Raw genomic sequence first — 21,437 nt, 5'->3', positions numbered from 1 at the left:
TAGCTAGATGGTTTGCCATCGCTTTTCGGTGGCGGGCCAGCTAGCGTAGCTGATCACTCCGGCGTTGGCCTTACGCAGCGCGACTAGGCTGCGGAGTAAGACCGTTTTTAGCCCAATCATTTCACCTTTAATTATTCGCATCATCCCTACCCCAGGGACATCATTTCACCTTTTCAAAAATCGTTGGCTCTGGGGCCTAGTTTTTTGTACGCCATTTTACCCATTCATTTTTACTAGGAGGAATCTATTATGACTTTTTCCGCAAAGACTCGAAAGCAAACCATTGCCCAACTCCAAAGCACCCCGCTTGATCTGTTAATTATCGGCGGCGGGATCACCGGCGCTGGGGTCGCCATTCAAGCCGCGGCCAGCGGCATCAAAACTGGCCTGATTGAAATGCAAGACTTCGCAGAAGGGACGTCATCGCGCTCCACGAAGCTGGTACACGGCGGCATTCGCTACCTGAAGACCTTTGACGTCGGCGTCGTCAGTGACACCGTTAAGGAGCGCGCCGTCGTGCAAGGCATCGCGCCGCACATCCCGCGGCCGTTCCCAATGCTGATGCCGATCTATGACGAACCAGAAGCCACCTACGACATGTTCGCCGTGAAAATCGCAATGGATCTGTACGATCGGCTCGCAGGCGTGGAAGGCACCCAGTATGCCAACTACACCATCGACAAGAGCGAAGTCCTGCAGCGCGAACCTGGGCTCAAAGCTGATCATTTGCTCGGTGGCGGCGTTTATCTAGACTTTGTGAACAACGACGCGCGGTTGGTGATTGAAAACATCAAGGAAGCCGACGAACTTGGGGGCTTGATGGCCAGCCGCGTTGAAGCAGTGAAGGTGTTACACGACGCTCAAGGTCGCGCGGTGGGCATGCTGGCTAAAGACGTCCTAAGCGGCGACGAATTTGAAATTCACGCCAAGCTGATCATCAACACCACTGGGCCATGGGTCGACAAACTGCGCGCCCGCGACGAAAAGCTTAAAGCCGACCCAATGCTACGCCCAACCAAAGGCGTGCATCTGGTAATTGATAGCAGCAAATTATCCGTGCCCCAGCCGACCTATTTCGACTCTGGCGTGCATGACGGCCGTATGATTTTCGTGGTGCCACGGGAAGGCAAAACCTACTTTGGAACCACCGATACCGACTTCACTGGTGACTACAAGCACCCAACAGTCACCCAAGCCGACGTGGACTACTTACTCGCCGCGCTCAACAATCGCTATCCCGACGCCCATGTCACGCTCAACGATATCGAAGCCAGTTGGGTCGGGCTACGGCCACTCATTGCGGCTAATGGAAGCTCCGACTACAACGGCGGCGGTGCCGGCACCGGCAAGGTCTCGGCGGCTAGCTTCGACCAATTGATCAAAACCGTTAACGCTTATGAAGCCGGCGACAGCACCCGTAGCGATGTCGAAACGGCCATCAGCAAGCTCAAAACCGCGCATGCAGAAGGCACGCTCAAGCCTTCGCAAGTTTCCCGTGGGTCTGCGCTGGATACCGAAAGCGACGGCATGCTGACGCTGGCTGGCGGCAAGATCACCGACTACCGCAAAATGGCCGCCGGCGCGATTGCGCTGATCATCAAGCTGCTCGCCGCTGACGGGCGCCAGTTCAAAGCGGTGGATAGCAAGAAGCTGCAAGTGTCCGGTGGTCATTTTGACCCGACCAACGTGACAGAAACGCTGAACTTCTACACCCGCATTGCCCAAGACGCCGGTTTGCCAGAAGCCGACGCGACCGATCTAGCGAACCGCTTTGGCAGCAACACCAGCCGCGTCGTATCTTACGCCGATGCCGGCACAGCGCCAGGGTTATCGCTGAAGGAAACCATTTCGCTGCGGTATTCGGTCAATGAAGAGCTGACCTTAACGCCAGTGGACTATCTGCTGCGCCGCACTAACGCAATGCTGTTCCACGCCACGGACTTGGCGGCGCTGCATGATCCCGTGATCAACGAAATGGCCCGGCTGTTGCACTGGGATGAAGCCACCAAAGCGGCGCTCACTCAGCAGCTCGATGCCACCATTGCCGAAACGCAACTGCAAGGATTAAAGGAGGAACAAGCATGACCACCCCTATCATGACCCAAGCGCTCGGTGAATTCATCGGGACGCTCGTACTCGTTTTACTCGGTGACGGGGTCGTCGCCGGCGTTTCCCTCGCCCGCTCCAAAGCCAAGGATGCTGGCTGGATTGCCATTGCCCTCGGTTGGGGCCTGGCGGTGACGCTTGGCGTCTACTCCGCCGGCTACCTTGGCCCGGCGCACCTCAACCCCGCCGTCACCGTGGCCTTTGCCGTGATTGGCGTCTTCCCGTGGTCCGGGGTGGTGCCTTTCATCGTGGCCCAAATGCTCGGCGCGTTCCTCGGGGCCGCCTTGGTTTGGCTACAATACTACCCGCACTGGGCAGAAACCAAAGACGAAGCCGCTATCTTAGGCACTTTTGCTACCGGCCCTGCCATTCGGCGGCCGCTAGCGAACTTCTTTTCTGAAGCGTTAGGGACCTTGGTGCTCGTCTTCATGCTGCTGGCCTTCACCAAGGGCAAGTGGACCGATGGCCTCAACCCGATTGGCGTTGGCGCCTTAATCACCGCGATTGGCTTTTCGCTTGGTGGCACCACCGGGTATGCCATCAACCCAGCGCGGGACCTCGGCCCGCGGCTGGCGCATGCGGTACTGCCGATTGCTGGTAAAGGCGACTCCGATTGGGGCTACGCGTGGATTCCGGTAGTGGGGCCGCTGGTCGGCGGCGCAATCGGCGCGCTGCTCTTCACTTTAATTTAAACCGCAAAAAAGATGCCGCTAGTCCCCATTTGAGGATCGGCGGCATCTTCGATTCTGCTTTACTGGGCGGCGTAGCGGCTAATGCCGACCACTTCTTCGCTTAGTGTGCTGGATGGCAACACCTTTACGGCCCCGCCTTGCGCGACAGTCATGGCGGCCAAATCATTCAGCAAGTTATTGTGCTGCGCCTGAGGACTTTCCGTTTCAATCTGATCATCCACCAGACGGCCACGAATTCTAGCCCCTTGGCGAATCACCAAGGTCGCCAGGGCACGTTGCTGCACCGCTGCCACAATGCTCCCTAGGGCATCGAGATACTTACCAGCGCCCCGCGCGTTATCCAGCCGCGCCAAGAGTTTTTGGGCCTGCCGCTGACTGTACGCCATCCGCAAATCATCCAGCGCCAAATCAATCGCCGCAAAGGACAGGTTGCCTGGATTCAGTTCCACTTGCATCGACCCGCTCAAATAGCTGTTACGACTCACTTCCCGGAACAATGCCAGGTTCTGCGGCAGACCGAACAATACCAGGCGTCGAGCGTTCGGCTTGGAGTAGTGATCCGCGATATAGGTATCCACCGCTTGATAGTAGCGGCGCTGATCCACCTCTTCTTCGCTGGCGCGGTCGCTGTGGCCATGGTAGGAGACCTGACCGGAACCTTGGGCCACGGTGTTCACCGAACCACCGCGGCGTTCTTCGCCTAACGTGCCCAGTAGCGTGAGCGGCGCGTCCTCCGGCAGGTCGGTTTTGGTCAGCTGGTCGCCTAAATTCAAATACAACTCAATGCGATCGCGTTGCAGCATCAACAAATCGAAATCCAAATGGCGTTCATCATCCAAAATCATCGGCAAAATCTGCGGCCGCGCTGTCACCATCGCCAGTTGGCTCACCGGATATTCCAGCGCCCGCTGATAAACGCTGTACCCATCGGTGATCAAGCCCACCCCTTGGCCGGTCACATCCACCAACGGCTGAGCGCCCAGATGCGCATTCAGCGCGCGTTCATAAATAGAAAAATCCGCTTCTGGGGCCGTTTGCGTCATCACATCTTGAGTGTGATCGAGCAAATGCCGGATGATCAACTTGGTTTTTTCAACGCTTTGTCCTGCCTCTAAGGGAAGATATAACGTCACAAAAGGGCCGGTCTGCGCTGCGGTCAAGAAATCCTGCAAGGTTTGAACGGTTTCAGTTGCCCTAACAAATTCCTCCTTCTTGTGGTGCGGCTAACTGCCACATGGGCCTACTTCAACCATAACAAGTTGCAGGTATTGGAGGCAAACTTTACAGGCTGCGGAAGGCGTCGGCCACACCCTTTTGACGCCATCAAAAAAGCAGCGGTTCCCCGCTGCTTTCCGTCATGCTTATTTAACTGGCTTCCAAACCCAATCCAGTACTTCTGGCAGGTCCTCGCCGGTATCGCGAATGTAGCTGTAATGATGGGCTAAAGTGTCGTCCATCTTCTGCACGAAGGCGCCACTCTTTTCAGCGTAGCCTGGGACATGTTCCACAATATCCTTGGCCAGGTGGAAGCGGTCCAGTTCATTCAGCACCCGCATATCAAATGGCGTGGTAATCGCGCCTTCTTCGCGGAAACCATGCACATGCAAGTTGCGGTTGTGCCGGTCAAAGAAGATATCGCGGATCAAATCTTCAAAGCCATGGAAAGCGAAGAAGACTGGCTTGTCGGTGGTGAAGTATTCATCGAATTCATCATCAGACAATCCGCGCGGATCGCTCTTCTTGAGCTTCAGCAGATCCAACACGTTGATAAAGCGAATCTTGAGGTCTGGGAAGTTGTCATGCAGCAAGTTAATCGCTGCTAAGCTTTCCAGGTTAGGCTCGGTCCCGGCGGCGGCGATCACCACATCAGGTTCTGCATTGTCATCGGTGGAAGCCCAGTCGATGCGTTTCAAGCCGTTTTTGGCCAGGACTTCTGCTTCCTCAATGGAGTAGAACTGTGGCCGCGGCTGCTTGGAAGTGATCAGCAAGTTGATGGTGTTTTCACTGGTGAAGAGGCTTGGCGAAATGGCCAGCAAGGAGTTGGCATCGGCGGGCAGATACTCGCGGATGTATTCGCCTTTCTTTTCCGCCAAATGCGTCAGCACACCTGGATCCATGTGGGTGTACCCGTTATGGTCTTGCTGGAAGGAGGTCGACGTGGAAACCACGTTCAAGGATGGATATGGGCGATGCCAAGGCTCCTCATGTGCTTCCCGCAACCACTTGAAGTGCTGGGTCAGCATGGAATCCACGACCCGCAAAAAGGCTTCATACGAGGTGAAGACTCCGTGGCGGCCGGTCAAGGTGTAACCTTCCAAAAAGCCTTCAGCCTGATGTTCCGACAGCTGGGAGTCAATGATACGGCCAGAGTTGCTCATATCTTCATCCGAGCCGTTGGTGGAAATGCGTTCTAACCACTGGCGGTTCGTTGCATCAAACAGGCCGTACAAACGGTTGGACATGGTTTCGTCAGGGCCAAAGACGCGGAAGTTATCTGGGTTAAGCTTGATTAAATCGCGCAGGTAATCGGACCAGATGATCATATCCTGCTTGACGTTCTTGCCGCGTTCACTGTTATCAAGGGCGTACTGATGGTAATCAGGCAACACCAATGGCTTGGCGTGATAGCCCATGTTGGTGATGGGGTTAGCGGCCATGCGCTTGTCTCCAGTTGGCGTCAGGGCCTTGAGTTCTGGCTTCAACACGCCGTTGTCATCAAAGACATCTTCTGGGTGGTAGGACTTCAGCCAAGCCACCAATTCGTCGGCGTGGCTCATATCGTCGCGCTTCACTGGAATTGGAATCTGGTGAGCCCGGAAGGAGCCTTCGATCTTGTTGCCAGCCCATTCCTTCGGGCCGGTCCAGCCTTTTGGCGTGCGGACAATCAGTACCGGCCAGTTTGGCATGGTGGCATCGCCGGTTTCCCGGGCGTGCTTTTGGATGGCCTTGATCTTTTCGATGATGGTGTCCAAAGTCTTCGCCATTTCTGGGTTGAGCTTTTCTGGATCGTCGCCTTCAACGAAGTATGGCTCCCAACCCATACCTTCGTAATACTTACGCAAGTCGTCATCCGACTTGCGGGACAGAATGGTGGGGTTGGAAATCTTGAAGCCGTTCATGTGCACGATGGGCAGCACGGCCCCATCAGTAATCGGGTTGATGAAGGTGTTAGAGAACCAGCTCGCAGCCAGCGGGCCAGTTTCGCTTTCGCCATCCCCAATCACCGTCGCGGCGATGACATCAGGATTGTCCAAAATCGCACCAGTCGCGTGGCTTAAGGAATAACCGAGTTCGCCGCCTTCGTGAATCGAGCCAGGAATCTGGGCATTGGCATGGGAAGCCGCCCCACCTGGGAAGCTGAACCGCTTGAACAACAGCTTCATGCCAGTTTCATTTTCCGGCATTTCAGGGTACGTTTCGCTGTAGGTGCCATCGAGGTACGCGTTGGAAATCATAACTTGACCGCCGTGACCTGGGCCTTCGATGTAGAACATGTTCAGATCATACTTGTTGATCAGCCGATTCAGATGGGTGTAGATGAAGTTTTGCCCGGCGATGGTGCCCCAGTGGCCGAGCGGGTTGAACTTCACATCGCTGGATTCAAGCGGCCGCTTCAACAACGGATTGTCCCGCAAGTAAAGCTGCCCCACGGAAATATAGTTCACCGCGTTCCAATAACGCGTCATTTTATCAAAATATGCCTTGGACGAGTAATCAACGGTTGCCGTCATGCTAGTCCCTCACTTTCTTAACTTGTGGCCTCAGTATACCACAGAAAACGGAAGTAATGCTTACTTTCGCTTAAAATCGCTTAAAAAGCCGTGAACGCGGCCGCTACTACAAGTTAAATTTTACCGCGGGTCGGGCCACGAGCCGAACATTCTGCCTCATTCAGCAAAGAACTGCCGATTCCCCCCTGACAGTTAGCGCCGGTTTTTGATACAATGAAAGCGGTTGAGAAATTTGTAGGAACAATTTAATTAGGAGGTCACAATGAGTTTTCCTAAAGGATTTTTATGGGGCGGCGCGACTGCTGCCAACCAGTATGAAGGTGGCTTTGATGAAGGCGGCAAAGGCCTCACCGCAGTGGATGTGATGACCAATGGCTCCGCCACGACACCGCGTCAGGTGACATGGACCCGCGCTGATGGCACCACCGGCCAATCGCCGATGGTGTGGGGCGCCGACTTCAAGGTACCTGCTGATGCCACGCCGGCCATGGTGCCAGACGCGTACTACCCAAGCCACGGCGGCACCGATTTTTACCATCATTATCAAGAAGATATCGAATTGATGGCCAAGGCAGGCTTCACCACCTTTCGCTTCTCGATTGCTTGGAGTCGCATCTTCCCAACTGGCGAAGAAACTACGCCGAACGAAGCGGGCCTCGCCTTCTACGAGAAAGTAATCGACTTGTGTGTGCAAAACCACATCGAGCCTTGCATCACGTTGCAGCATTATGACACCCCGCTGGCCCTCGTACAAAAATACGGCGGCTGGCAGGATCGACGGCTGGTTGACCTATTCGCGCATTACGCGGCGGTGGTCTTCAAGCGCTACGCCGGCAAGGTGCATTACTAGACCACCTTCAATGAAATCAACGCCATGGATGAAGCGCCATACTTGGGCGGCGGCTTAACCGACCCGACGCCGCAAAACCGCGCGCAAGGCGCCCATAACCAGTTCTTGGCTTCCGCCAAAGCGGTGCAAGCCGCCCATGAACTGAACGCTGACATTCAGGTCGGCATGATGCTGGCCTACCAGCCGGTCTACGCCGAAACCTGCAACCCAGCTGATCAGCTCGCCGTGATGCAAAACATGGAACACGGCCTGTTTTACGCCGACGTGCAAGCTGGCGGCGCCTATCCAAAAGCTCGCCTGATTCAATATGAAAAAGCCGGCATCCACTTGGACATCACGCCAGAAGATGAGGCCTTGCTGCGGACTTACCCAGCTGACTTCCTGGGCTTCTCCTGCTACACCTCATCGGTCATTACTGCCGACCCGACGCGGGATGAAAACGCCCAAGGCAACCTTGGCGGCGGCACCGTTAAGAACCCATATCTGGAAACCAACGCCTGGGGCTGGGCGACCGACCCGATTGTGCTGCGGCTAGCGTTGAACACCTTGTGGCATCGGTATCACAAGCCGCTGTTCGTCGTCGAAAACGGTCTGGGCTGGGCGGATGAAGTGGCCGCGGACGGACAGATTCATGATGACTATCGCATCAACTACCTGCGTTATGCCGTGCAATCCATGGAAGCGGCCATCAACGAAGATGGCGTCGAGATGATTGGCTACGCGCTTTGGAGTGCCATCGATTTGGTTTCCAACGGCACCGGCGAAATGAAGAAACGCTATGGTTTGGTTTACGTCGACCGCGACGACTGGGGCAATGGCTCCCTGAAGCGCACGCCGAAGGACTCTTACCACTGGTATCAAAAAGTCATCGCCACCAATGGCGACGACCTCGCTTAACCGTAACGAAAAGCCTGACTTCCCGCGGGAAATCAGGCTTTTTCTTATGCCTTTGGCAACCGCTCGAACACATCGCGCACAATCATCAGTTCTTCATTGGTGGGAATGACCAAGGTTTTCACCGTCGCCTCAGCCGTCGACAAATCAATTTCCTTACCGCGCGCTTTGTTTTTGACCGCATCCACCGTGGCGCCTAAGTAGCCGAGGTGGCGCAAAATGCGGGCGCGCATATCGCCGCCGTTTTCGCCCACGCCGCCCGTGAAGACCAGAACGTCGACGCCGTTCATCAGCGCCGTGTAGCTGCCAACATACTTTGCCACCCGGTTGGCGTAGATATCCAGCGCCAGCTTGGCTTGCGGGTCGGTATCTTCAACGGCTTCTAGGTCCCGCTGATCTGGCGAGAGCTCGGAAATCCCGAGTAAGCCGGATTCTTTGTTGAGCAAGGTAATCATCTGATTAATGTCCGGTTCGTGCAGCTTCGCCATCAGGTACGCCACCAAGGACGGATCGATGTCACCGCTGCGGGTGCCCATGGTGACGCCAGCTAGCGGTGTGAAGCCCATCGAGGTATCCACTGACCGGCCGTGTTCCACCGCGGTGACACTGGAGCCTGACCCCAGATGCATCACAATCATTTTGAGCTGCGCCAGCGGCCGGTTCAGGAACTCAGCGGCACGGGCAGACACGTAGCGCACCGACGTCCCATGGGCCCCGTACTTGCGCGCGCCGAAGCGCTGATAATAAGCGTACGGAATACTGTAGAGGTAGTTTTCCGCGGGCATGGTTTGGTGAAAGGCGGTATCAAACACCGCTACCTGGGTGGCCCAAGGCATCAAGCGCCGGAACACCGCGATGTATTCGGCTTCGACCGGATTATGTAGCGGTGCATAGTCACCGAGGTCCCGAATGCTGCGCAGCACTTCATCATCGATGACCACCGATTGATTGAAGCGTTCCCCGCCGGCGACCACCCGGTGGCCGACGCCGGTGATTTCGTGCAAGTGTTCAACGAGGCCTAGCGCTTTAATCTGGGTCATCACATCGGCGACCGCTTCATGAAAGTTGCGAATCGAATGACCCGAGCGGTAGACGTGGCTCCCGTATTTGATCTTCACCGTAGATTCGGCCTGACCCAGCCGGTCGATCAAGCCATCGGCCAATTGCCGCTCCGAAGGCATGTCAAAGAGCTTCCATTTCAATGTCGAACTGCCTGCGTTGACCGCTAATACTTTTGCCATCGTCCTCACTCCTTGAATTGTGCACGCTATCATTGTACACTATTTATCTTGATCTTGGGCGTCGTGCTGGTGGTGCCAAGCCTTAATCTGCTCCAGCCGGGCCTTGACCTTGGCTTCGCTGCCTTGGTCGGTAGGATGGTAGTAATGCTGGTTAATTAAATTATCCGGCATTGTCTGCATCGTGGTCAACTTATCCGGGTTTTCATGAGCATATTGGTAATCTTTACCATAACCCAAATCCTTCATCAGCCCGGTTACACCATTGCGAATCTGCAGTGGTACCGGCTCGGCCAGGGTCTCAGTGGCATCCTTTTTCGCGGCTTCATACGCGGTGTACAAGGCATTCGACTTCGGCGCCAAACTCAGATACACCACCGCATGGGTCAAATGCACCGAGCATTCCGGCATGCCTATGAACTGGCAAGCCCGAAACACGCTGGTAGTGATTTCCAGCGCCCGGCTGTCAGCCATGCCGATATCTTCTGAGGCAAACCGCACCAGGCGCCGGGCAATATACAGCGGGTCCTCCCCTGCTTCCAACATTCGTGCCAGCCAGTACACCGCCGCATCGACATCGGAGTTGCGCATCGACTTGTGCAAGGCCGAAATCAGGTTATAATGTTCCTCGCCGTTCTTATCATAGAGCAGGGCCTTTTTGGTCAGCAACTGACTGACGGCACTTTGATCCACCACAATCGGCTCGTCCGCGCCGCCCATGGCATTGGTGACTGCCATTTCCAAAGTATTCAAGGCAATGCGGGCATCCCCGTTGGCGAACTCGGCGATTTGGCCGATCAGCTCATCCGCGATTTGCACATGCTGCAAGCCGTAACCCCGCGGATCGGTCAGCGCGCGTTTCAGCAACTCAGTCAGATCCGCCGTCGTCAGCGGCTTCATCACAAACACCCGGGTGCGCGAAAGCAGCGCGGCGTTGACTTCAAAGGACGGATTTTCCGTGGTGGCGCCAATCAGCGTGATACTGCCGCGCTCCACATACGGCAAAAAGGCATCTTGTTGCGCCTTGTTGAACCGGTGAATTTCGTCGACGAAGACGATGGTTTTCTGGCCTAAGGCACGGTTTTGCTCCGCTTCGGCCATTACTTTTTTGATTTCACTGATTCCAGAAGTCACGGCGGAAAACGTGACAAATTCCGCCTTGGTTTGCCGGGCAATAATCTGGGCCAGCGTCGTTTTGCCTACACCGGGCGGGCCCCAGAAAATCAGCGACGGCACTTCGTCGTTTTCTATCAGCTTCGTCAGCACCCGATCCGGCCCGATCAAATGCTGCTGGCCGACAAATTCCGCCAAGGTCTGCGGCCGCATGCGGCTGGCCAACGGCTGAAACTGCGCGGCTTCGTTTTCGAATAAAGAGGCCATTTTGCCACCTTCCTTTACTCTCAATAGTACCATGCACGAGGGCGGCCGCAGAATATGCTACACTAGGAATACCAAAAACTCTGAAAAGAAGAGGCGACCATCATGGCAGCTGCAAGTCAATTCCCTCGAGGCGAATTCACCGCCTTTTCTACCGCCAAAATGACCTATTTCATGTTGATGCGCGAAGACACCACCCGTGCCGACATCGAGGCCTTCTTCGGCGCGGATGCCCGCTACGTCGCATTGACCCCCATGCCCAGCATCGAAATCCACATTCCCAAAGCCGAAGCGCAAACCGCCGTCCCTGGTAATCTCATTGCCAAGTTCGTCAACGGCAAATACAAAGTCATGACCGCCGATTACTACGATCACAACTTCAACGCCCCAATTACCGATAAGGATAATGAAGGGATATTTTAAACAACCAGGCTGCGAAGGGGAGCCGCACTTAGCCGGATGATTAGCCTAGCGAGAAGCATTGCCGGCGCTTTTTGCCGGTGAGGCTTATTGCGTAGCTGCTGCCGCATGTCAGCCTGTACGCGCTGCGCGCTACAGGCTGATCAAATCACTCCGGCGTTGGCTCCACGTAGCGCGACTACAGGCTGCGAAGGGCGGCGGGCTTAGGATGATGGCTAGCCCAGTCCAGCACATTGAAGCCGATTTTTGGCTTCGAGGTGCTGGACGTAGCTAAACACTCATCCGTTGCCGTCCTGAGCGCAACTGCAGGCTGCGAAGGAATGACCTTTCTACACTTAGTTGCGCTGCGTGAGGCCAACGCCGGAGTGGCTAGCTACGCTTAACGCCTCGAAGTCAAAGTGCGACTTCAATGCGTTAAGCTAGGCTACCCATCCGGCTAAAACCGCCCTCACTACACAGCCTTACCTTTTGGAGGTTCTCATGCCAAATTTCGAAAAGTACCATCCCCTGCTCTCCGTTCATTACGAACTGGACTGGCTGACTAATTTCAAACTCAAAAGCGTGGCTACTTTGCGGGCCGATGAAACGCAGGCTTGGATTTCTGGCCGCACTCGTGATACCAGCATTCCAGAAACGGCGCGCTATGTGAACCAAGCAATGCGCCTAGTGATGGGCAACAAGGCCCTGCTTTACGGCATCGGCGATCGCAAAACCCACGATTTTTTGGGTAGTATCTGCCTGTGGCAATTCGACGCCGGTATGACCAAGGGGCAAATGCGCTTTGAGCAACTGCCAAGCACCCCGCCAACGGTGATGACCGAAATTATCCCGCGGGTGGCAGGTTTTGCCTTTTTTGAACTTGGCCTCAGCGAACTTTATGCGATTATCCCGGAAACCGCGACCGCTTCGATCGACCTGCTGGAGCAGTTCGGCTTTACCGCTACGCCGGCCAATCACAGCCGAACCTTACCTGATGGAAAAAAGGTGCCGCTGCTCCGCTTAACGCTGCAACGCCAGCAAGTGGAAACCGACCCGACGTTCCATTTTTAAGCCATAGCAAAGGCCCGCGAACAATTTCGCGGGCCTTTGCGTTCACGCTTTAGTTTTAACCGGGGCTGGGGACTGCAATTTAAGCCAACACAGTCCTAACAGGACAACGCTCCAGCCAATCAGCACCGCCATCCCACCCCGCACATCAAACAACGACCAACTGGCCTGATGCAACAGCACCGGGCTGGGCCGTAAGTATGCACTCGGCAAAAGTCGCGCTAGCGGGCGCACCAAACCCGCGGTTAAGAAAGTGCCATTCGCTGCTAAAATGAGGGCACCGCCGATGGCTAAGGTCGCGCCGGTACTGCGGGTGCACAAATCCACCAAAGCGGTCACGGCAGCGAGCACAAACGCGCCAAGCAGGAACATACCGCTCCATTGAAGGCCGTACTGCCCGATGGTGACTGTCGCGGCTGTGGTGCTGGCAGGGGCGTAAACCAGCGGATAGGTCCAACTCCCCCAACCATCATGCCAGCCAATTAGCAGGTAAACACTGCCGATTGCTGCGGCCAGCGTCAGTATACCCAACAGCCCGGCTGCCGCCACGCGCGCTAGCAGCAAGGAAAACTGGCCATGCGGCAGGTTCTGCCGCAGTGCTTCGGTATGCTGGCGGCGATCCAGCGCAAAACCTTCCGCCAGTAGCACAACCAACACGGCCAGGAGCAGTAAAACCGTCCGCCCGGAGCGCATCTCCGCCGTCAGGTAACTGGCCGCGGGGAGCCGGGGGGCGTTGAAGTACTGCTGGTGCCGATGCTGTTTGAGTAGCGTTTCATATAACAGCACCGTTTCCTTGCGGCCGAGCACCGAGGCATCAAAGGACTCGCCTTCAATTTTGAACAGCACCAGCTGCTCGCCGCGCCCGGCCTCGGTTTCTGTGAGTTGATAGCGCGCTAGCTTCAACACCGTGCGATTGAGCGGATCTGGATTCGTCACCGCCATCCCGGCGGTGCCTTGCTCCGCCGAAGCCGCCAGCCGCACGTCATCAATCATCGCCTTTTGCTTGGTCTTATTCGCCAGCAGCGCCGCATCAGCTTTGCTCGGCGTTTTGTCTTTGCGGAGCTGGGTAATATCGGTGTCCAGTTGCGTCATGGTTTGCGTGAAATTGTCGAACTGTCGCACCGCCCCGATATCACCGTCATTGATGTAATAGAAAAAACTGATGAGTAACACCAGCATGAACGCCAAGTAGCCGACGATGGTGGTGCTACTGCGGGCGAGCCGTTTGAAATCGAGGGCGAATTGACTAAGCATGCGCCTGCTCCCCCAAGAAAATGCGGCCGTATTCAGCCATCATGTCCTGCCCGGTGTTGGCTTCCGCCAAAATCTTTTGGTCCTTCAGAAAGAACACATCATCAGACACCCGCGCCACACTATCCATCTGGTGTGATGACACCAACAGCGTCTTGCCAGCCGCTTTTTGCTCGGCAAAAATGCGCTCGAATTGGCGAATGCTGGTGGGATCAAGCCCATTCAGCGGCTCATCAATCAACATCAACTGGGCATCTGCCACCAAATACATCGCCAGCAGCGCATGTTGTTTCATCCCGAGCGACAAATCGCGAATGCGTTTCTTAGCGTAACCGTTCATGCCGAGACTGGCGATAGTGGTTTGCAGGTCGACGCTTGAGTGCCACATTTTACGCACACACTTCAGATGGTCGATCACGGTTAAATCCGCGTATAGCTGGTTGGAATTCTCCAGGAAGAACAACTGACCCAAGTAGGCCTTGCGCTTTTGGTACAGGTCGATGCCGTTCAGCGTCATCACCTGCGGGCCACTTGGCAACAGGCCGCACAAACAGCGGAGCAGCGTGGTTTTGCCTGTCCCATTTGGTGCCACCAGCCCGGTGATCGAGCCATCTGGCAACGTGAAACTTAAATCATTCAAAATCACTTGGTGCCCAAACGCAAAATTCAAATGTTGCACCTTAAGCATTCGCCCTGCCCCCTTTCGTGCGTGAGCGGCGATGATCCCGCAACCAAATGGCCCCTGCGGCTAGCCCCCAGGCCAACACGCCGAACCCCAGGAACAACAACAGCCATTGCCACGGCTTTTGATTAACAAACGTCACCTGCCGCGCCAACATATCTGGCAACAAGGTGTACTTCGCCGGCACAAAATCTTGCCAGGTCAGTGGCACCAGATTAAGCAAACCTAGTTGTCTGGCAAAAGTGACCACTGCCAGTACGAAACACAGCGCCACCGGCCGCCGCAAGCCCATACTCAACAGATAAGCCAACCCGGAGAGGAAAAAGGCCCAGACATTCAGCGCCAACCACTCCAGCCCCAAAAATTGCCACAAGGCCATGGCGAAGATTTCGCCATGCCAGTTGTAGATGTAGGGCACCAGTAGTGAGCCAAAATTCTGGTCGGGCCACAATGCAAAGAAAGTCATTGCTAGAATCACTGCCCCCACCACAGCAAGGTTAAACCATGCCAGCAGCGGCACGAATTTAGCCAACGCCAGTTTCAAATCACTTTCTGGAATTGTGCGCATAAACTGCGCTGTGCCATTGCTGGCCTCTTGGGTGTAAGTCAGGCCAAGCATCAGAACTAACACCGCCAGCAAGACCAAGAAAAAGGTCGATTTTTCCAACTGCGCCGTGATGGCTTGCCCAGCGCCGCTTTGCAATCCCAGCACCGGCAGTCGGTTCACCTTGTGCGCCACTAGGTATTCATAAGGCGCTCGCAACGCTGCCGCCGAATGTAAAGAAAGATTCGCCTGACCTTCAAGCACCAGCATCGCCATGTCCCCGTCATACCAGCGGAGTCCATCGGTCACACCTTCACTCAGCGCCTTGATAATCTGCCGGTCAACAGTCAAGTAGTCACCACGCCGATAAGCTTTGACCATCACCTGATAGTGTCGGCCTTGACGCCGCGTGTCCGCTAAGTTATAAGGTTTCACGGCTTTAGTCGCAGTTGGTGAGTAGGTCTGCGCGCCTTCTTCAAGCCAATGCTGCACCATGCGCTTTTCCGAAGTCACCGTCACCGGCCAATAATTATATTTTTGGTAGTTCACCGGCACTGGCTGCCAGTGAATCGCCGGCACAATCAACACCAAAAAACCCAGCAGCAAGCCCACTAACCCCAGCTGCCACGGCGGGCGTTTCCATTCAAATGCCACCGCATTTTTCATAGCCCTTCTCCAAATAATAAGACTTTTTCTCATTATACGCCCAGATTATTAATAATGCTCTCATAATGATAAAGTGTTTTACATTCTTCAGTCGACTGACTTGGTATCCCCTTTTGCAGGCTTAACATCGGCATTCAAAAAGGCCTGGCCGCAGCCAGACCTTCCTTACATCAATGCCATGAACACAAAATCCAAGATGAAGCCGGCGGTGACCACCCACAGCACCGGATGGACGGTTTTCGCCTTGCCGGTAATCAGCTTAATCAAACAGTAGAAAATGAAGCCGGCCGCGATGCCGTATGAGATGTTGTACACCAGCGCCATCACAATCGATGCCATGAACGCCGGCACGGCTTCGCTTAAATCGCTCCAGTCGATTTCCTTGAAGCTGGCCATCATCATCACCCCGACCATGATCAAGGCCGGCGCCACCGCTTCCGTCGGCACGACCGCAATCAGCGGCGATAACAGCGAACTCAAGGCAAAACACGCCGCGGTGGTCACCGCCGTCAGCCCAGTGCGCCCGCCAGCGCCAATCCCGGCGGCACTTTCGACGAACACGGTCACATTCGACGTACCGAAAATCGAGCCCACGCCGGTGGCAATGGCATCGGCGAACAACGCCTTATCCATTTTGGAGGAGAAGCCTTTGCCGTGGTTCATGTTCTTCATATCTTCATCGGTAAAAATCCCGGTGCGGCGGCCGGTGCCAATGAAAGTGCCCAGGGTATCAAAGATATCGGAGAAGCTGAAGGCAAAAATCGTCATCACTGACAACAAAATGTGATGCGAATCACTGAACAAGCTGCCGAACCCTTGCGCGGAAAACGCGGCGCCAAAGGTCGTCCCTAGTTGGCTGATGGCGTGACCAAGCGAATTCGTCGCCGATAGATGCAGGTTAGTGACGCCAAACGGAATCCCAATCACAGTGGTGGCCACAATGCCGATCAGCAGCCCCCGGCACCTTTTTGACCACCAGCACTGCCATCAGCAGCAGCCCAATCAAGGCGACAATGGCGCCAGGCTGAGTGAAGTTCACCAGCGCCGGCACGACGCCGCCGCCAGCCACGACGCTGTGGACGCCGCCAGCAAAATGTGTTTTAGCGGCGTTAAAAGCCGCGCCGTTCACGCTCAACAAGCTCCCAGCGTCAGCAGTGAACTGCAAGAACCCAGCGTTTTTCAGCCCAATGTAGGCCACGAAGATCCCAATCCCGCCGCCAATGGCATGTTGCAGCACCGTCGGAATTGCTCCGATGATGAGCTTCCGGACTCGGGTCACAGTGATCAAAATGTTAATGCAACCACATAAGAACACCAGGGCCAACGCTTCCTGCCAGGAAAAACCCAAGGCCGCCACCACGGTATACGTGAAGAACGCATTAAGCCCCAGGCCAGGCGCCAAGGCGTACGGCACATTGGCGAAGAGCCCCATGATCAAGGTCCCGGTGGCACTGGCAATGATGGTGGCTAAGAACACCGCCTGGCTGGGCATCCCCGTCAAGGCTAGGGTCGATGGGGCCACGAACAGAATGTAGGACATGGCGAAGAAAGTCGTCAGACCCGCAATGACCTCGGTGTGCCAGTTGGTGTGATTCTCCCGCAGCTTAAATTGGTTCTCCATGAGCGCTCCTTCATCGAAAAAGTTTTAATGAAAATAAGCTTACGGGTCTCAAAGGCAAAAATCAAGCCTAAAAACGGTCAATATTATTCATGTAATATTTATCGTTCGGTTTTAGCGGTCTTCACGGCATAAAAATAGTCTTACCCCAGCGGGCAAGGCTAAGCCATTCGGGTTTAACTCACAGCACGGCGAGCACGATAAAGTTCAAAATGAAGCCGATGCTGACAATGGCTAAAATCGGATGGATTTCCCGAATCTTGCCTTCGATGATTTTAACCAAGCAATAGAAGATGAACCCGGCGGCAATCCCATAAGAGATGTTGTAAAGCAGCCCCATCACCACGGAAGCCATGAACGCCGGCACTGCTTCGGCCAAGTCGCTCCAATTGATTTCCTTGAAGCTGGACATCATCATCACCCCAACCAAGATCAAGGCCGGCGCCACGGCCTGCGTCGGCACGACGCTGATGAGCGGCGCGAAAATGGCGGAAACAATAAAGCAAGCGGCAGTAACCACGGCGGTCAAGCCCGTCCGCCCGCCGGCGCCAATCCCAGCGGCACTTTCAACATACGTGGTGGTGTTACTGGTCCCGAAGATGGAACCGATCGAGGTGGCAATGGAGTCGGCGAACAGCGCTTTATCCATTTTCGACGAGAAGCCGTGACCGGTTTCCATTTCCTTGATGTCTTGGTCCGAGAAAATCCCGCTGCGGCGCCCGGTGCCGATGAAGGTGCCCAGCGTGTCGAAGGTATCCGAGAAGCTAAAGGCGAAAATCGTCATGATGGTCATCAAAATCTGACTGCCACTGGAGAATAACGTGCCCATCCCTTTGCTCCCAAAGGCGGCGCCAAAGGTGGTGCCGAGCTGAGCAATCGAGTTGCCCAGGCTATTGGAGGCATGGAAGGACAAATCGGTGACGCCCATGGGAATGCCGATTAACGTGGTCAACACAATCCCAATCAACACGGCGCCTGGGACTTTTTTGATGACCAACGCGGCCATGATGACCAGGCCAATCAGCGCCAGCAGCGCCCCGCTTTGGGTGAAATTGACCAGCGCTGGGACAATGCCGCCGCCGGAAACGACGCTGGTGACGCCACCTTTGAAACTGGTGGTGGCCGCGTTATAAGCCGCGCCGTTGATGCTCAGAATACTGGAGGAATCAGAAGTAAACTGCAAAAAACCAGCGTTTTTCAAGCCGATGTAAGCGACGAAGACGCCAATCCCACCGCCGATGGCATGTTGCATCATTTCGGGAATGGCCATGATGATCATTTTCCGAATTTTGGTGACGGTAATCAAAATATTGATAATCCCACAGATGAACACCAAAGCCAGCGCCTGCTGCCAGGAATAACCCAGCGCAAAGACCACGGTGTAGGTGAAGAAAGCATTCAGCCCCATCCCTGGCGCCAAGGCGTATGGGACGTTGGCGAATAAGCCCATCACCAAGGTCCCCACGGCACTAGCGACGATGGTAGCAATGAAAACCGCCTGATAAGGCATGCCGGTTTGCGACAACAATTGCGGATTAACAAAAAGAATGTACGACATGGCGAAGAAGGTGGTTAACCCCGCCATCACCTCAGTAGACACTTTGGTGTGGTTCTCACGTAATTTGAAAAAGTTTTCCATGTTTTCCTCCCGGAATCGATGATGTCTTTATCATAGCGGAGAAGCACCCAGCCGGCAAGAGAAAAGTCGACTATTTTTGAATTTACTGGTTTTAATGTTCGTGTTTAAATTAGGCAAAAAGAAACCGGCCAGCAGTCTGAACTGCCAGCCGGTGCGATTACACTTTGCGTTCGTGTGGGCCCACCTCATCAGGAGCTTGGCCAGTGGCGACGAAACTCACGAGATTTTCCAAGGAAAATTCCACCATGTTACGGACAGCGGTTTCGGTGTGGTACGCGATATGTGGCGTCAGGATAACGTTCGGCATTTGGCTAAGTTCCTCCCATTGCGGATCAGTGAAGCGGCCCGTTTTTTGCGCGGTCAAAATCGCGGCGGTTTCGTTCTCATAGGTATCAATCCCCGCTCCGCCTAAGTGGCCGCTTTGCAGTGCGGCAATCATCGCCGTGGTGTCGATCAGGTTGCCGCGGGCGGTGTTGATCAGCACGGCGCCGGGCTTCATCGCCGCTAGCGCTGCCGCATCCAGCATGTGGTCGTTCTCGGCAATGCCAGGCACATGCAGGTCCACCACATCCGCGCGGTGTAGCAGTTCTTCCAGGCCGACATACTCGCAAGGCAAGGTCGATTGCGGATGCGGATCAAACGCCAGCACCTTGGCGCCGAAGCCATGGAATAATTTCATCGCCGCCTGGCCGATGCGGCCCGCGCCGACTATGCCGACGGTTAGCTGGCCGAGTTCTTTGCCGATAAACTGGCCCGCCCCGTTGAAGTCCCCAGTGGCTAAGGTGCGCTCGACCTCCCCGAGCCGCCGCAACAAGTTCAGCGTTAGGGTGAGTGAAAATTCGGCAATCGCACTGGGCGAGTACGCTGGCACATTGGCAATGCGCACGCCGGCGCGTTTCGCCGCCGGAAAATCAATGTTATCCGTGCCGACGTTGCGGATGGTGAGGTAATGAATGCCATACGCCGCCATTTTTTCAAACACCGCCGGCGAATATGGGGTCGTTTGCAAACAGTTGATGCCGTCAAAGCCCTGAGCCCATTCGACAGTGTGGGCATCGAGCAATTCTTCATGCACACTCAGCTGGTGCCCAGTTTTGGCGGCCCACTGGTCAAAGTAAGCAATCTCGTCAACGCGCGCGCCGTACACGATAATTTTCACGGAAAAATCCTCCCAGATTTGATACTTCCAGTATACTTGGCGCAGCCGCCCCTTGCCTAGCGCCTGCCGCGTGCCCTCATGAAAATTTCATTTTAAATTTTATTGAAACCGCTAACATTTTCGCCCCACGTAGGGTTCGATATGCTACACTTAAGGTTCTAAAACTATCGGGAGGTTTTTAACCTATGAAAATTGTCGTATTGGCCGGTGGCCGGAGCACCGAACGTAACGTTTCGATCTCCAGCGGCTACCGCCTCACGAACGCGCTGCGTGACAAAGGCCACCAAGCGACGTTTATCGACCTGTTTCTCGGCTACGACCTGAATGGTCAGCCGGCTGCGTCCGTGTTCGAAGACGCCAACACATCCAAAGACCTCAACATTTCGGATGCGATTTTGACGGATGCAGACATCAACGCGTTGCGCCCCGGCGACGACACAACGCTTTTTGGCCCGAACGTCCTCGACATTTGCAAAGCGGCAGATATTGTCTTCCTCGGCCTGCATGGCGGCGATGGGGAAAACGGTAAAGTCCAAGCCGTGCTTGACCTCAATAACATCAAGTACACCGGCAGCGGCTCAACCGCCTCTGGCATCACGATGAACAAGGTCTACAGCAAGGAAATCATGCTGTATCACAGCATCAAAACCGCGGCCTTCGTGGAAATCACCCGCGATCAAGGCGCCAAAGGTCACAAACTGCCTTTCGCCTATCCGGTCGTTTTGAAGCCAACCTCTGGCGGCTCCTCCGTTGGCACTCACATCGTGCACAATGACGCCGAACTGGAAAGCGGCCTCACCGACGTCTTCCGCTTCGACAACAGTGCCATCATCGAAGAATTCATCGAAGGCCGCGAATTCTCCCTGGGCGTCGTGAACGGCCACGCCTTCCCAGCCATCGAAATCAAAGTGCATGACGGTTGGTACGACTTTGAGCACAAATTCCAGCCCGGCCACACCGACTTCATCACCCCACCGGACGACTTAGATTCCGCTGTGCATGAAGAAATGAAACGCGTCGCCGTGCAAACCATGCGCGTCCTCGGCATGCAAAACTACGGCCGCGTTGACTTCTTCGCCAACGACTTTGGCGTCTGGGTCATTGAAGCCAACAACCTACCAGGCATGACCCCCTTGTCCCTGCTTCCGCAAGAAGCCGAAGCAGAAGGCGTCGCCTATCCTGACCTGGTGGAAAGCATCGTCACCGGCAAACTGAAGATTTACGAAGACGGCATGAACAACTAACCCCGCCTGACCCAAAAGCGCCATCACGACTGATTTCGTGATGGCGCTTTTGATTCGGTCGACCGCGCTCGAAAATGAGCACTGGCGTCTACTGTGCCTGGCCTTAACTGGAGATCAATCACGTTTCATCTGATACGACTACCCCAGGGCTGGGCCGCTGGAGCAGGCGGGGGCTCAGGGGTGAAATTGTTCTAAGCCAACTCGTTGGCTTAGAACAAGCCGCGACTTGAAGACTCGCAAAGCGAGGCTCCAAGCGCTGGCCACCCCGTTCCAGCCCCT

Annotated in this window: 15 protein-coding genes and 2 pseudogenes; 6 read left to right on the top strand and 11 right to left on the bottom strand. The window is 55.2% G+C overall.

Annotation, left to right across the window (positions count from 1 at the left end):
• Positions 1 to 3: 3 nt before the first annotated feature.
• Positions 4 to 141, bottom strand: coding sequence for a hypothetical protein (locus tag JUF11_RS07395; RefSeq protein WP_204119032.1), 138 nt, complete (start codon positions 139 to 141; stop codon positions 4 to 6).
• A 108-nt stretch (positions 142 to 249) separates the two neighbouring features.
• Between JUF11_RS07395 and glpO the strand changes: the two genes are divergently transcribed.
• Together glpO and JUF11_RS07385 are read left to right on the top strand one after the other, a co-directional pair.
• Positions 250 to 2,085 (top strand): type 1 glycerol-3-phosphate oxidase, encoded by a 1,836-nt coding sequence (gene glpO, locus JUF11_RS07390; protein WP_204119031.1) that lies wholly within the window; start codon positions 250 to 252, stop codon positions 2,083 to 2,085.
• A gap of 8 nt (positions 2,086 to 2,093) precedes the next feature.
• On the top strand, positions 2,094 to 2,798 hold the full coding sequence (locus JUF11_RS07385) for an MIP/aquaporin family protein (protein ID WP_125582823.1): 705 nt from the start codon (positions 2,094 to 2,096) through the stop codon (positions 2,796 to 2,798).
• A gap of 59 nt (positions 2,799 to 2,857) precedes the next feature.
• On the opposite strand, the gene JUF11_RS07380 is transcribed toward JUF11_RS07385, so the two are convergent.
• Both JUF11_RS07380 and JUF11_RS07375 read right to left on the bottom strand, forming a co-directional pair.
• Entirely contained in the window at positions 2,858 to 3,958 is a 1,101-nt protein-coding gene (locus tag JUF11_RS07380; RefSeq protein WP_204119030.1) for a baeRF6 domain-containing protein, read from the bottom strand.
• A 201-nt stretch (positions 3,959 to 4,159) separates the two neighbouring features.
• Entirely contained in the window at positions 4,160 to 6,529 is a 2,370-nt protein-coding gene (locus tag JUF11_RS07375; protein ID WP_204119029.1) for a phosphoketolase family protein, read from the bottom strand.
• Between the two features lie 262 nt (positions 6,530 to 6,791).
• Here JUF11_RS07375 and JUF11_RS07370 point away from each other — a divergent pair.
• Positions 6,792 to 8,276, top strand: a pseudogene (locus JUF11_RS07370) (glycoside hydrolase family 1 protein).
• Between the two features lie 44 nt (positions 8,277 to 8,320).
• On the opposite strand, the gene JUF11_RS07365 reads toward JUF11_RS07370, so the two are convergent.
• Together JUF11_RS07365 and JUF11_RS07360 are read right to left on the bottom strand one after the other, a co-directional pair.
• A complete protein-coding gene (locus tag JUF11_RS07365) occupies positions 8,321 to 9,514 on the bottom strand; it encodes an acetate/propionate family kinase (RefSeq protein WP_204119028.1) in 1,194 nt (397 codons plus the stop codon).
• A 39-nt stretch (positions 9,515 to 9,553) separates the two neighbouring features.
• Positions 9,554 to 10,891 carry a replication-associated recombination protein A gene (locus tag JUF11_RS07360; protein ID WP_204119027.1) on the bottom strand — a complete coding sequence of 446 codons (1,338 nt, stop codon included), beginning with the start codon at positions 10,889 to 10,891 and terminating at the stop codon, positions 9,554 to 9,556.
• Between the two features lie 102 nt (positions 10,892 to 10,993).
• Here JUF11_RS07360 and JUF11_RS07355 point away from each other — a divergent pair, with 102 nt between their 5' ends.
• Together JUF11_RS07355 and JUF11_RS07350 are read left to right on the top strand one after the other, a co-directional pair.
• Positions 10,994 to 11,311 carry a hypothetical protein gene (locus JUF11_RS07355; protein WP_204119026.1) on the top strand — a complete coding sequence of 106 codons (318 nt, stop codon included), beginning with the start codon at positions 10,994 to 10,996 and terminating at the stop codon, positions 11,309 to 11,311.
• Positions 11,312 to 11,788: 477 nt separating this feature from the next.
• A complete protein-coding gene (locus JUF11_RS07350; RefSeq protein WP_204119025.1) occupies positions 11,789 to 12,358 on the top strand; it encodes a GNAT family N-acetyltransferase in 570 nt (189 codons plus the stop codon).
• Positions 12,359 to 12,400: 42 nt separating this feature from the next.
• Here the strand turns inward: JUF11_RS07350 and JUF11_RS07345 are convergent, their stop codons facing one another.
• The 6 genes and pseudogenes from JUF11_RS07345 to JUF11_RS07320 form a co-directional block, all read right to left on the bottom strand.
• Positions 12,401 to 13,609, bottom strand: coding sequence for a hypothetical protein (locus JUF11_RS07345; RefSeq protein WP_204119024.1), 1,209 nt, complete (start codon positions 13,607 to 13,609; stop codon positions 12,401 to 12,403).
• Entirely contained in the window at positions 13,602 to 14,294 is a 693-nt protein-coding gene (locus JUF11_RS07340) for an ABC transporter ATP-binding protein (protein WP_204119023.1), read from the bottom strand. The genes JUF11_RS07345 and JUF11_RS07340 overlap by 8 nt, the downstream gene beginning before the upstream one ends.
• Positions 14,287 to 15,498: a hypothetical protein gene (locus JUF11_RS07335; protein WP_204119022.1), complete on the bottom strand. Its 1,212-nt coding sequence runs from the start codon at positions 15,496 to 15,498 to the stop codon at positions 14,287 to 14,289. Before JUF11_RS07335 ends, JUF11_RS07340 begins: the two co-directional genes overlap by 8 nt.
• A gap of 165 nt (positions 15,499 to 15,663) precedes the next feature.
• Positions 15,664 to 17,119, bottom strand: a pseudogene (locus tag JUF11_RS07330) (NCS2 family permease).
• A 178-nt stretch (positions 17,120 to 17,297) separates the two neighbouring features.
• Complete coding sequence (locus JUF11_RS07325; RefSeq protein ID WP_204119021.1) at positions 17,298 to 18,755, bottom strand: NCS2 family permease; 1,458 nt, start codon at positions 18,753 to 18,755, stop codon at positions 17,298 to 17,300.
• A gap of 157 nt (positions 18,756 to 18,912) precedes the next feature.
• Positions 18,913 to 19,914: a D-2-hydroxyacid dehydrogenase gene (locus tag JUF11_RS07320; RefSeq protein WP_204119020.1), complete on the bottom strand. Its 1,002-nt coding sequence runs from the start codon at positions 19,912 to 19,914 to the stop codon at positions 18,913 to 18,915.
• 185 nt (positions 19,915 to 20,099) lie between these two features.
• Here JUF11_RS07320 and JUF11_RS07315 point away from each other — a divergent pair, with 185 nt between their 5' ends.
• A complete protein-coding gene (locus JUF11_RS07315; RefSeq protein WP_204119019.1) occupies positions 20,100 to 21,158 on the top strand; it encodes a D-alanine--D-alanine ligase family protein in 1,059 nt (352 codons plus the stop codon).
• Positions 21,159 to 21,437: the final 279 nt, after the last annotated feature.

Origin of the sequence: Lacticaseibacillus suilingensis (genome assembly GCF_016861845.1) — a bacterium.
Lineage (GTDB): Bacteria > Bacillota > Bacilli > Lactobacillales > Lactobacillaceae > Lacticaseibacillus > Lacticaseibacillus suilingensis.
The sequence above is the reverse complement of the archived record's forward strand: the minus strand, read 5'-3'. Positions and strand labels throughout refer to the sequence as shown.

Bases quoted from the DNA above. Each gene is read 5' to 3' on its own strand.
- JUF11_RS07395 (WP_204119032.1), bottom strand. From the start codon at position 141: ATGCGAATAATTAAAGGTGAAATGATTGGGCTAAAAACGGTCTTACTC.
- glpO (WP_204119031.1), top strand. From the start codon at position 250: ATGACTTTTTCCGCAAAGACTCGAAAGCAAACCATTGCCCAACTCCAA.
- JUF11_RS07375 (WP_204119029.1), bottom strand. From the start codon at position 6,529: ATGACGGCAACCGTTGATTACTCGTCCAAGGCATATTTTGATAAAATG.
- JUF11_RS07365 (WP_204119028.1), bottom strand. From the start codon at position 9,514: ATGGCAAAAGTATTAGCGGTCAACGCAGGCAGTTCGACATTGAAATGG.
- JUF11_RS07360 (WP_204119027.1), bottom strand. From the start codon at position 10,891: ATGGCCTCTTTATTCGAAAACGAAGCCGCGCAGTTTCAGCCGTTGGCC.
- JUF11_RS07355 (WP_204119026.1), top strand. From the start codon at position 10,994: ATGGCAGCTGCAAGTCAATTCCCTCGAGGCGAATTCACCGCCTTTTCT.
- JUF11_RS07350 (WP_204119025.1), top strand. From the start codon at position 11,789: ATGCCAAATTTCGAAAAGTACCATCCCCTGCTCTCCGTTCATTACGAA.
- JUF11_RS07345 (WP_204119024.1), bottom strand. From the start codon at position 13,609: ATGCTTAGTCAATTCGCCCTCGATTTCAAACGGCTCGCCCGCAGTAGC.
- JUF11_RS07340 (WP_204119023.1), bottom strand. From the start codon at position 14,294: ATGCTTAAGGTGCAACATTTGAATTTTGCGTTTGGGCACCAAGTGATT.
- JUF11_RS07335 (WP_204119022.1), bottom strand. From the start codon at position 15,498: ATGAAAAATGCGGTGGCATTTGAATGGAAACGCCCGCCGTGGCAGCTG.
- JUF11_RS07325 (WP_204119021.1), bottom strand. From the start codon at position 18,755: ATGGAAAACTTTTTCAAATTACGTGAGAACCACACCAAAGTGTCTACT.
- JUF11_RS07315 (WP_204119019.1), top strand. From the start codon at position 20,100: ATGAAAATTGTCGTATTGGCCGGTGGCCGGAGCACCGAACGTAACGTT.